General features: G+C 63.1%; 6 protein-coding genes. 5 read left to right on the top strand and 1 reads right to left on the bottom strand.

Annotation, left to right across the window (positions count from 1 at the left end):
• Positions 1-425 precede the first annotated feature (425 nt).
• Complete coding sequence (locus tag M5B42_RS15610) at positions 426-1,130, bottom strand: hypothetical protein (protein ID WP_152741011.1); 705 nt, start codon at positions 1,128-1,130, stop codon at positions 426-428.
• A 357-nt stretch (positions 1,131-1,487) separates the two neighbouring features.
• Here M5B42_RS15610 and bcsQ point away from each other — a divergent pair, with 357 nt between their 5' ends.
• From bcsQ to M5B42_RS15585, 5 genes are read left to right on the top strand one after another with little or no spacing between them, the layout of a single operon-like run.
• A complete protein-coding gene (bcsQ, locus tag M5B42_RS15605) occupies positions 1,488-2,573 on the top strand; it encodes a cellulose biosynthesis protein BcsQ (protein ID WP_248746350.1) in 1,086 nt (361 codons plus the stop codon).
• Positions 2,570-4,831 (top strand): UDP-forming cellulose synthase catalytic subunit, encoded by a 2,262-nt coding sequence (gene bcsA / locus M5B42_RS15600; RefSeq protein ID WP_248746349.1) that lies wholly within the window; start codon positions 2,570-2,572, stop codon positions 4,829-4,831. Before bcsQ ends, bcsA begins: the two co-directional genes overlap by 4 nt.
• Positions 4,828-7,134 carry a cellulose biosynthesis cyclic di-GMP-binding regulatory protein BcsB gene (gene bcsB, locus M5B42_RS15595; RefSeq protein ID WP_248746348.1) on the top strand — a complete coding sequence of 769 codons (2,307 nt, stop codon included), beginning with the start codon at positions 4,828-4,830 and terminating at the stop codon, positions 7,132-7,134. Before bcsA ends, bcsB begins: the two co-directional genes overlap by 4 nt.
• Positions 7,131-8,312, top strand: coding sequence for a cellulose synthase complex periplasmic endoglucanase BcsZ (bcsZ, locus tag M5B42_RS15590; RefSeq protein ID WP_152741007.1), 1,182 nt, complete (start codon positions 7,131-7,133; stop codon positions 8,310-8,312). Before bcsB ends, bcsZ begins: the two co-directional genes overlap by 4 nt.
• The gene (locus M5B42_RS15585; protein ID WP_248746347.1) at positions 8,294-12,190 is read left to right on the top strand and encodes a cellulose synthase subunit BcsC-related outer membrane protein; all 3,897 of its coding nucleotides are present in this window, start codon (positions 8,294-8,296) and stop codon (positions 12,188-12,190) included. The genes bcsZ and M5B42_RS15585 overlap by 19 nt, the downstream gene beginning before the upstream one ends.
• Positions 12,191-12,192: the final 2 nt, after the last annotated feature.

Raw genomic sequence — 12,192 nt, 5'->3', positions numbered from 1 at the left:
ACCCACTCTACTGAGGACGGAAATGTGCTCAAAAGGCCATGTTTCCGATAGAAGTAGTTTCAGGATGTTTATTCAAACAGGGTTTTTCCGATTGTCGCTGCGGCCTGTACTCTGGTTGTTACAGAAGTGGCAAAGAGTGTGGTTTGCACGTGTTACTCGCTACGGTATAATGGTTCTACACACCAGTGCATCCTATGAGGCTGCGCGAGTTCTGGCCTAACCGGAGCCCGCAAAAAAGAAACCGCTACCTAAGCGGTTTTTTTTTGCCTGCCAGATCTTCAATTCCGGGCCGTATCGGCCTGTCCAGGTTTTCCGTATCGAATCAAAAAAGGCAGGCCCATCCCCAGGCCAGCCCTCACCGCGACTGACCTCGAAACGCACCTGCCTCTTTTCATTCGCCGCCGCTCCCACTCAGCGGCGGATCGTCATTGCTGTACGACGCTATACCCGGCAAACGCCGTCTGCTGCTGAATCGCCGTGACGATGTTCTGACGGGTGGCCGGCTGTTCGTTGCCTTCGTTGTCGACAAAGGTTTCGCTCAGCAACTCGGCCAGGTCGCCGTGGCCGGCAAAGGCAAAGCCGAGGAATTCGAATGCTTCGCGGTCGGCATTGGCCTTGCTGCGCGGTGTGCGCAGCGGGAAGTTGACGCTGGTGTCGTCCTTGCTGATGACAAAGACCGGCGCCTCTTTCTTGACGCGTGCGGCCTTGCCCTTGCCGGCGCTGGGGTTGCTCAGGGCCTGGTGAGTCTGGTTCAGCACCTTGAGCGCCAAGCCATAGACCAGTTCCTGGAACGCCGCGTCGTCCTTGTAGCTGGAGAGAATCCGGCTGATCGGGAATTTCGTGCTCAGGTCTTCCAGGGCCGCGATGTCGGCCGCCTCGGCGTCCTTGAGTTGCTTGAGCTGGCCCATGAGTTCGTAGGCTTTGTCGTCGTCGAAACGGTCGTGGGCCTGGCGGATCGCCAAGCGCAGTTCGCGAATCTGGTCGCTCTCTTTCGAGGTGTGGAAGGCGTCGAGAACCATCTCGCTGATGTTCTTGGCCTGGGGCACATGCTGGGAAAGATGGATGGCGTTTTCGTATTCGCCCTTGGCGGACAAGGAGGTTACGGCTTCATCGGTATGGGAATCAGGCATCGAAATTTCGCTATTTCAGTGTCATTTAACTGGGGTGAGGCTCGAAAGGCCGGGGCATTTCAGGACGCCTAATCTATTGGACCCACGCGCCAATGTCACGGCTCAACCGGTCAGCGGTCTCGGAAGAAGGAAATTTACCAGTGAAATGAGGTGGTTGGCTTTGCTCGCCAATTTATTGGCGATGGTCGGTTTTTATTTGATGAAAATCTATTGGACAACAAAATAATGGCGCTATCAAATTGATACTGCGTGGGGAGGGAGCAATCCGGGAATAACGGGCAATGGAATGTAGAGCTAGTCGAGTGCTTGTCCCCTTACATTTTTGAGTTGAACCTAATTGTACGAAGGGACACTTACATGCACCGTTCAGATGACATTGCGAATCTGTTCAATCGATTCGGGGGGAGTGTCGAGAGCTACCGGGAGATCGAGCCCAGCTACGACTACATCGAAGACACGGCGCCTGTCGTATCCGAAGTCCCGATGCCGGAGTCGCTGACTGCCAGCCTCGACCCTCAGCCCACTGAACCCTTGGATGTTTTCCCGTCGTCCTCCATGGTGCTCGTCGGCTCCACGCCGCTGAGCCGGCTGCTAGTGGAAATCGAACAACAGCGCGGCGGCGTGTCTACTGCGCAGCCTGTTGGACAGGGTGCGCCAAAGCTCAAGGCCAAGGTCATTGTCCTGGTGTCGGCCAAGGGTGGGGTGGGCAAGAGCACCCTGGCCGCCGTCCTGGCCTGTGGGATCAAGCGTTCGGGCGGGCGCACGCTCGCGCTCGATCTGGACCCGCAAAACGCCTTGTGCCTGCACTTGGGCGGCAACGAAGACTGGCCAGGCATTGCCCAGTCCGAGAGTGCCGACGAAGATTGGCAGCCGCTGATCCGCAAGGGCTTTTCCGGTAGCCGTTGCCTGGCCTATGGCGTGGTCGGCGAGCCGCAGCGTCGGAGCCTGGAACAGCGCCTGGAAAACGATCGTTTGTGGCTGGCCCGTCACCTGGCGCAGCTTGACCTGGATGAGCAGGACACGCTGTTGATCGACACCCCGCCCGGGGCAACGGTCTACCTGGCCCAGGCGCTGGAGATCGCTGATGTGGTGCTTGGGGTGACCCTGGCCGATGCGGCCGCCTACACCAGCCTCAATCAATTGGACCGGCTGCTCGCTCCCTACCTGCAACGGGAAAATCCCGCGCAATACAAAGTTGTGATCAACCAGTTGGACACGTCCCGCCAGTTCAGCCTCGACCTCTGCGAAGTGCTGAAAAAAAGAACAGGACAGCAGCTGTTGGGGGTGATCCGCCAGGATCATTTCATCAGCGAAGCCTTGGCGTACGACCGTAATCCGCTGGCGCATACCCCAAGCACCCGAGGCTGCCAGGATGTCCTCGACCTCTCAGGTTCGCTGTGCGAACTGCTCATGTACGGTACGCAAGAGTCCTCTTTGTCATGACCCGCGATCCCAACCTCACGCCCCATCTCCCGGGGCGCTCTGAACTGCGTCTCAACGCCTGGCTGGAGCGTTTCAACCAATGGCCGGGGGCGCTGCGCAAGGCGCTGATCGCGGGCATTTCGCTGATTGGCGGGCTGTTGCTGATCAGCATCGTCAGCGCACCGCTGGACCTGTACAGCCAATGCCTGTTTGCCGCGCTGTGCTTCGGCCTGGCCTTGCTGGTCAAGCGCATGCCGGGGCGCTGGCCGATCCTGCTGCTGATCGTGCTCTCGCTGGTCGCCTCGTTGCGCTACATGTACTGGCGCCTGACCGAGACCCTCGGTTTCGAAGGCTGGCTGGACATCGCCTTTGGCTATGGCCTGGTGCTGGCGGAAATCTATGCCCTGGTGGTGCTGGTCTTCGGTTATGTGCAGACCGCCTGGCCCCTGCGTCGCCGCCCGGTACTGCTCACCGGCGACCCCAGCGAATGGCCGACGGTGGATGTGTTCATCCCCACCTACAACGAAGCCCTGAGCATCGTGAAACTGAGCATCTTCGCCGCCCAGGCGATGGATTGGCCCAAGGAAAAACTGCGGGTGCATGTGCTCGACGATGGTCGTCGCGACGAGTTCCGACGGTTCTGCCAGAGCATCGGCGTCAACTACATCACCCGTGATGACAATGCCCACGCCAAGGCCGGCAACCTCAATGCCGCTCTCAAGGTCACCGACGGCGAGTACATCGCCATGTTCGACGCCGACCATGTGCCGACCCGTTCCTTCCTGCAGATCGGCATGGGCTGGTTCCTCAAGGACCCACAGCTTGCGATGTTGCAGACGCCGCACTTTTTCTTCTCCCCGGACCCGTTCGAGAAGAACCTCAAGACCTTCCGCGCCGTACCCAACGAAGGCGAGTTGTTCTACGGCCTGGTGCAGGATGGCAACGACCTGTGGAACGCCACCTTTTTCTGCGGCTCCTGCGCCATCCTGCGGCGCCAGCCATTGGAAGAAATCGGCGGCGTGGCGATCGAGACCGTTACCGAGGATGCCCACACCGCCCTCAAGCTCAACCGCGCCGGTTACAACACCGCCTACCTGGCGATTCCCCAGGCCGCGGGCCTGGCCACCGAAAGCCTGTCGCGACATATCAGCCAGCGCATCCGTTGGGCCCGGGGCATGGCGCAGATCTTCCGCCTGGACAACCCGTTGATGGGCAAGGGCCTCAAGCTCGGCCAGCGGGTCTGCTACGCCAATGCCATGCTGCACTTCTTCTACGGCTTGCCGCGCCTGGTGTTCCTCACCGCGCCCCTGGCGTACCTGATCTTCGGTGCGCAGATCTTCCACGCCTCGGCGCTGATGATCACCGCCTATGTGCTGCCGCACCTGTTCCACTCGAACCTGACCAACTCCTGTATCCAGGGGCGCTTCCGCCATTCGTTCTGGAACGAGGTCTACGAGACGGTGCTGGCCTGGTACATCATGCCGCCAGTACTGATGGCGCTGATAAAACCCGGCTTTGGCGGTTTCAACGTCACCGACAAGGGCGGGATCATCGACCAGCAGTTCTTCGACTGGAAGCTGGCCCGGCCCTATATCGTCCTGCTGGTGCTGAACCTCACCGGGCTGGGTTTTGCCGTCCACCAATGGATCTGGGGCGATCCCGCCACCGCGATCACGGTGCTGATCAACGCCCTCTGGACCCTCTACAACCTGATCATCACCAGCGCCGCGGTGGCGGTGGCCAGTGAGTCGCGGCAGATCCGCGCCGAGCCGCGGGTCAGCGCCGAGTTGCCGGTCAAGGTTGAACTGCCCGACGGCACCCCGGTGTATGGCATCACCCAGGACTTCTCTCAGCGCGGGCTCGGCATCAAGTTGCCGGCGGGCACTACGGTCACGGCCGGTGAGCGGGTGCGAGTGACACTGTTTCGCAACGCCGCGACCTGTGAGTTCGACACCACGGTGGTGTTCAGCAAGGGCCAGTACCTCGGCGCGCTGTTCGATCCGTTGACCCTGCGCCAGCAAAGCGAACTGGTGCGCATGACCTTCTCCCGTGCCGACACCTGGGCCACCAGTTGGGGCAACGGCAAACTCGATACACCGCTGTCGGCCCTGCGCGAGGTCAGTGCCATTGGCCTGATCGGCCTCGGCACGCTGGTCAAGGCGCTGTTGCTGCCGACGCGCCGACGCCCGGCCGATCAGCCGACGCCTGTTCGCCCAGCCGTACCGGCCAGAAAAAACGCCCCTTTGAACCCGCTCGTACCTCTTATGGATAAGTCATGACCCCTACACCGTTGACCCGTAGCGCCCTGCGTTGCACTCGTCGTCCGCTGATGCTCCTGGCTTCGTCCGCACTGTGCCTGGGGGGGCTGGTCCATAACGCCTGGGCCGAGACCGTCGCGACGCCGCCGGTGGTGCCGACGAATGTCGCGCCACAGCCGCCGGTCGGGAGTTACAGCCACAGCCTGACCCTCAAGCAACTGGGACGCCTGGACACCATGAACCTGCAGGGCGTGGAAGCGGCCGACAGCGTCAGCTTCAACGTCCGCGCCGACGAGGTGGTCAACAGTGCGCAACTGCTGCTGCGCTACAGCTACTCGCCAGCGTTGCTGGCCGACCTGTCGCAGATCAACGTGCTGGTCAACGATGAAGTGGCCGCCAGCCTGGCCCTGCCCAAGGATGGTGCCGGCAAGCCGCAAGAGCAGGTGGTGAATATCCCGGCGCACCTGATCACCGAGTTCAACCGCTTGCGCCTGCAATTTATCGGGCACTACACCATGCAGTGCGAAGACCCGCAGCACAGCAGCCTGTGGGCCAAGATCAACAACAGTTCAGAGCTTGAGCTCAACGTGTCGCCGATCCCGCTCAAGGACGACCTGTCGATCCTGCCGCTGCCGTTTTTCGATCGTCGCGACTCGCAGCCCTTGAACCTGCCGTTCGTGTTTGCCAAGGCGCCGGATCACGCCGCCCTCGAAGGCGCCGGTGCGCTGTCGTCGTGGCTGGGTGCCCTGGCGGCTTATCGCGGTGCCAGTTTCACCAGCAACGTCGGGCAACTGCCGGACAAGGGCAACGCCATTGTCCTGGTCGAGAGCAAGGACGCCGTGCAACTGGGTGGGCTGGCGATTCCCGCGCCGAAGGGCCCGACGGTCACCCTCGTGACCCATCCCGGCGACCCCCATGCCAAGCTCCTGATCGTCGCCGGTCGCGACGGCGCCGAACTCAAGCTCGCGGCCTCGGCCGTGGCCCTGGGCAGCAAGGCGCTGGAGGGCAACAGCGTGCTGATCGAGCATCTTGATTCGCTGAGCCCGCGCAAACCCTATGATGCGCCCAACTGGCTGCCGTCCGATCGTCCGGTCAAGCTCGGCGAGCTGCTCGATCCGAAGCTGTTCAGCGTGTCCGGCTACAACCCGGGGCCCATCGGCATACCGCTGCGCTTGCCGCCGGACATGTTCAACTGGCGTGAAGAGGGCGTCCGGCTGGACTTGAAATACCGCTACACCCCGCAGCAGGAATCGAGCAACTCCTCCTTGCTGGTGAGCCTGAACAACACCTTCATGAAGTCGATGCCCCTGCCTTCGATGAAGAGCCTGGGCGGTGCTGAAAGCCTGCTGACACTGCTGCAGAAAGATGAAAGCCTGCCCCGCGAATCCGTCGTCCGCATCCCCCTGGGTTCCGCCGGCGCGCAGTCGCAATTGCAGTTGCGCTTCATGTTCGACTACATCAAGCAGGGCGAATGCCGCGACATCATCATCGACAACATGCGTGGGCTGATCGACCCGGATTCGACCCTCGACCTGACGGGCTACAACCACTACATCGCCTTGCCGAACCTGGGCGTGTTCAATGACAGCGGCTTCCCGTTCACCCGTTTGGCCGATCTTTCGCAGAGCGCCGTGGTGCTGCCCGACGGCAGCGGGCCGGCGGAGTGGGGCGCCTACCTGACCGTGCTCGGTCGCTTCGGCGACTCCACCGGCTACCCGGCCACGGCCGTGCAGGTGGTGGATGCCGCGCAGGTACAGTCGGTCAGTGACAAGGACCTGCTGGTGCTGGCTTCGGGCGACAACCAGCCTTTGCTCAAGCAGTGGATCGATCGTTTGCCGGCCGGTGTCTCGGGCGACAACCATCGCTTCTCGCTGTCCGACCTGACCTTGCGCGTGCGCCAGTGGATCAGCCCGGACCCTGCGGCCAACCAGCGCAAACCGACCTTGACCGTGAGCTACAGCGGTCCCCAGAGCAGTACCTACCTGGCCGGTTTCGAGTCGCCGCTCAAGCCCGGTCGCAGCGTGGTGGTGATTGCCAGCGGCAAGCCTGAAGGCTTGGCCGAGGCCACGGCCGCGATGATCGGTGGCGACGCCTACAAGGACAGCCTCCAGGGCAGCCTGGCGGTGGTGCAGGGCAAGGAGATCACTTCGCTGGTGGCCGACGAGCAGTATTACGTCGGTGAGCTGAACCTGTTCAAGCGCGTGCAATGGCTGCTGTCGCAGAACATGCAGTGGATGCTGCTGGTGACCGTGCTGGGCCTGTTGCTGGTGGCCAGCCTGCTGTATCTCGCCCTGCGTGCCCGTGCGAAGAAGCGTTTGTCATGATCTGGCGTCGAACCTTGCTGTCCCTGGCGCTGCTGGTGCCGCTGGTCGCGCGGGCCGAGTCCTGCTCGTTGCAGAACTGGCCGCTGTGGAAAGACTACGCCGAGCGTTTCGTGCAGAAGGACGGGCGCATGCTCGGCTCGAGCATGGACCCCAACCAGAGCAGTTCCGAAGGCCAGGCCTATGGGATGTTCTTCGCCCTGGTCGGCAACGATCCACTGACCTTCGAGGAGCTCTGGCATTGGACCCGCGACAATATGGCCGGGGCCAATATCGCGCAGAACCTGCCCGGCTGGCTGTGGGGCCCAACGCCCACTGGCACCTGGGGTGTGATCGACACCAACTCCGCCAGCGATGCCGATCTCTGGATCGCGTACTCGCTGCTGGAGGCCGACCGTCTGTGGCACAAGCCCGAGTACCGTACGGACGCCCAGCGGATTCTGAACAACCTGGACAAGACCCTGGTGCGCAACATTCCGGGCCTGGGCAAGATGCTCTTGCCGGGCCCGGTCGGCTATGAGCATCCGGACCAGCTCTGGCGCTTCAACGCCAGCTATACACCGATCCCGTTGCTGCGACGCTTCAGCCAGGAGAGCCCGTCCGGGGCCTGGAAGGACATCGCCGAAAGCACCGCGAAGATGATTGCCGACAAGAACATGAACCGTTTCGGCTTTGTGCCCGACTGGGTCGGTTATCGCGGCACGGACGTCAACAAGGGCATGTTCGTGGTCGATAAATTCACCTCGGCCCAGGGCAGCTACGACGCCATCCGCACCTACCTGTGGGCCGGCCTGACCTCGCCTGCCGACCCGCTGGCCAAGCCGATCCTCGACAACCTCGACGGCATGGCCCAGTTCGTCGCCTCCACCGGCGTGCCACCGGAAAAGGTCCAGGTGGTCACCGGCGTTACCGAGGGCATCGGCCCTTACGGTTTCTCCGCGTCCCTGGTGCCGTATCTGCGGGCCAAGGGCCTGCCGTTGCTGGCCGACCAGCAGCAGCGCATCGTCGACGAAGCCATCGCGCACTACAGCAATCCGGCCGATCCGGCCTACAGCCAGCACCAGTATTACCACGTGATGCTGAGCCTGTTCTCACTGGGTTGGAGTGAAAAACGTTATCAGTTCAACAAGGACGGTACCTTGAAAGTGTCCTGGGAGGCTCCATGCGCCAGCAAACCCTAGCCCTGGCGGTGTGCGCCGCGCTGGCGGCCATGCCCGGCCTGGCCGCCGAGACCGGCAACCCGCAGTCGCTGCTGATCCAGCAGGGTTACTACTGGCAGGCCAAGGAGCATCCCGATCGGGCCGCGGAGGCCTGGAGCAAGTTGTTGAACCTGTCCCCCGAGCAGCCTGACGCGCTCTATGGCCTGGGCCTGATCGACCTGCAACAGAAACGCCTGGACGGTGCCCGCCAGTACCTGGCGCGGTTGCAGGCGATCAAGCCGTTGCCACGCCTGGCCTTGCAGTTGGAGCAGGATATTGCGCTGAGCCCGGGCGACAAGCAGCAACTGCTGGAAAAGGCCCGCGAACTGAGCGACGCCGATGAGCGCGACAAGGCGGTGGCGGTGTACCGGCAGTTGCTCGATGGCCATCAGCCGCAAGGCTTGATCGCCCGTGAGTACTACAACACCCTGGGCTTCTCCACCGGTGGCTGGCCCGAGGCCCGCGTGGGGCTGGAGCGGTTGCGCCGGGAACGTCCCGACGATGCGATCCTCGACTTGTTCCTGGCCTTGCACCTGGCGCGTAACTCCGACAGCCGCCCGGAAGGCATCCGTGCCCTGGCGCGGCTGTCGCACAACCCGGATATCGGCGGCAATGCCGATGAAACCTGGCGTTTCGCCTTGCAGTGGCTGGGGCCGCCCTCACGCGACCAGGTGTCGTTGTTCCAGCAGTATCTGCAGGCACACCCGGACGATGCCGAGATCCGTGCGCTGATGGACAAGGGCATCGCCCAGGGCCGTGGTGGTTCCGGCTGGCAGCGCGACCCGCAGGTGGCCCGTGGTCTCAAGGCCATCGATGCCGGCGATATCGCGGGTGCCGAGCAGGCCTTGCAGGCCCGTCTCAAGGAGCGCCCCAACGATTACGATGCCCTTGGCGGCATGGGTATCGTGCGCCAGCAACAGAAGCGTCTGGGCGAGGCCGAAAGCTACCTGATACAAGCCACCCGCCTGCCGGGTGGCGCGCAGTGGAACGCGGCCCTCGAGGACGTACGCTACTGGATCCTGCTGGACCAGGCCGGCGATGCCCAGCGCGCTGGCCGACAGAGCCAGGCCCGGGCACTGATCGACCAGGCGATCGCCAAGAACCCCGCCGAGCCGGCCGGTCCCACGGCCCTGGCCAACTGGCAGTCCCAGGCGGGGCAGCTGGATGCCGCCGAAGCCGGCTATCGGCAGGTGCTGGCGCGCACGGCGAACTACCCGGAAGCCCTCGCCGGATTGATCAACGTGCTGTCGCGGGCGGGCAAGTCCGATGAGGCGTTGCGCCTGATCGACGGGCTGTCGGCGGCGGACCAGGCACGCCTGGCGCCTACGGTGAAAATCCGCTCCCTGCGCGCGATCCAGGTGGCCAAGTTGGCTGAACGTCGCGGTGATCTGGCGGCGGCGCAAAAGGCCTACAAGGAAGCCCTGGCCGACGACCCGAAAAATCCCTGGACCCGCTTTGCCCTGGCCCGCGTCTATCTGCGCGACGGCCAGACCCAGGTCGCCCGGGACCTGATCGACGAACTGCTCAAGCAGCAACCCGATCAGCCCGACGCGCTCTACACCAGCACCTTGCTCTCGGCCGAGCTGGGTGAGTGGACCAAGGCCCAGCGCACCTTGTCGCGGATTCCAGCGGCCAAGCGCAGCAGCGACATGAACGATATGGAGTTGGACATCCGCCTGCATATCCAGACCGAATTGGCGGTGGACGTGGCCCGCCGTGGTCAGAGCCAGGAGTCCTGGGCACTGCTGTCGCGCTGTGAGCCCCTGGCCGGGCAGAAACCCGAGCGTGTCGCGGTGCTGGCATCGGCCTATGCCGAAGCCGGCAATCCACAGCAGGCGGTCAACCTGATGCGCCAAGTGCTCGATCACTCGCCATCGACCCCGGACCTGCAATTGCTCTATGCCGGTGTGCTGCTCAAGGCCGATCAGGACGTCCAGGCCAGCGAGATCCTGCGGGACTTGCAGGGCAAGCCGATGAGCGAGACCGCCAGCAAGCGTTATGAAGACCTGTTGTTCCTCTACCGGATCAAGCAGGCCGATGAGTTGCGGGAAAAGAACGACCTGGTGGCGGCTTTCGACATGCTTTCGCCAGCCCTCAAGCAGCGTCCCAATGACAGCCAGGCGGTGTCGTCTCTGGCACGGATGTATGCAGCCAGCGGCAATACGCAAAAGGCCCGGGAACTCTATGCACCGCTGATCAAGGCCGACCCGGGCAATGCCAAATTGCAGCTGGGCCTGGCCGATGTCGCCCTGCAAGGACGGGACTTCGACCTGGCCGAACAGTCGGTGAAAAAGGCCCTTGAGCTGGAGCCCGGAGTACCCCAGACCCTGACCGCGTCGGCGCGGATCTATCGCGGCATGGGCAAGACCGGTGAGGCCGGCAAGCTGCTGCGCAAGGCCATCGAAATCGAAGACAGCCAGCGCCAGGAGATCTATGTGGCAGCGGCTCCGCAAGCCGCGACGCAGTCGGCCAACCCCTTTGTCGGTTTGCCCGGTCAACGCCGGGAGGCGACGGCCCTGGCGTCGTCGAACCTGGTTCCGCCGCCGATCAATGCCTCTGTCGTGGGCCTGGGTTCAGGTTTGGGCGCCCGTGACGGTGACACGGTGCCGACGGCGGTCGGACGCGGGACCGGTATCGCGGCAAATTCGGTTAATCCATTCGGTGATCCCTACGCCCGCGAAAGTACTTCGCGCCCGACGCTGAGCCCGGCGCAACAGGCCTTGAACGAGATCGTTGAAGACCGTACCGGCTATGCCGTCCAGGGCCTGACCGTGCGCAGCAACAACGGCGAAAAGGGCCTGAGCAAGCTGACGGATGTCGAGGCCCCCTTCGAAGTCAGCGTGCCGGTGGGCGATAACAGCGCCAGTATGGCGTTGCAGATCACTCCGGTGTCGCTGTCTTCAGGCAGCCCGGGCAATTCCGCCCAGGCGCGCTTCGGTGCCAGCGGCCTCGATCCGGTCGGTTCGCAGACCGCCAGCGGTGTCGGCGTGGCCGTGGCCTATCGGGACAAGGAGCAAGGCCTCAAGGCGGATCTCGGTGTCAGTCCCATGGGCTTTATCTACAGCACGCCGATTGGTGGTGTCAGCCTTAATCGGCCGTTCGACAGCAATTCCGATTACCGCTACGGCGTGAGTGTTTCGCGGCGGGCGGTCACCGACAGCGTGACCTCCTTTGCCGGTTCTCGCGATCCGCGCACCGGCGACAAGTGGGGCGGCGTCACGGCCAACGGCGTGCGCGGCGAACTGAGCTACGACGACCAGAAATTCGGCGCCTACGGCTATGGTTCGGGACATGTACTGCTGGGTAACAACGTCGAGTCGAACAACCGCTTCGAACTGGGCAGCGGTATCTACTGGTACCTGCGCAATGCCCCCGACAGCATCCTCACCTTGGGCCTGAGTGGTTCGGCGCTGACCTATGCCAACAACCAGGACTTCTTCACCGTGGGCCATGGCGGCTACTTCAGCCCGCAGACCTTCTTCGCCCTGGGCGTACCGATCAGCTGGTCGCAACGCACCGAGAACTTCACCTACCGGGTCAAGGGTTCGGTGGGCGTCCAGCATATCGGCCAGGACAGCGCCGAGGTCTTCCCCGGCAACAGCGATCTGCAACCACGGGCCACCGCTGCCGGGCTGACCGGTTATGGCAGCGAGAGCAAGACCGGCGTCGGATACAGCCTCAATGCGGCGGGCGAATACAAGTTCGGTTCGCGCTTCTTCCTCGGTGGCACGCTGGGCGTGGACAACGCCAGCGATTACCGACAGCTCAGCGGCGGTGTGTACCTGCGCTACACCTTCGAGAACATGACCGGGCCGATGGCCCTGCCGGTCAGTCCTTTCGGCTCCCCCTATTCGAATTGATG

Origin of the sequence: Pseudomonas sp. MWU12-2037, from assembly GCF_023242345.1 — a bacterium.
Lineage (GTDB): Bacteria > Pseudomonadota > Gammaproteobacteria > Pseudomonadales > Pseudomonadaceae > Aquipseudomonas > Aquipseudomonas gingeri_D.
Note: the sequence above shows the minus strand (reverse complement) of the source record. Positions and strands in the feature narration are given on the sequence as shown.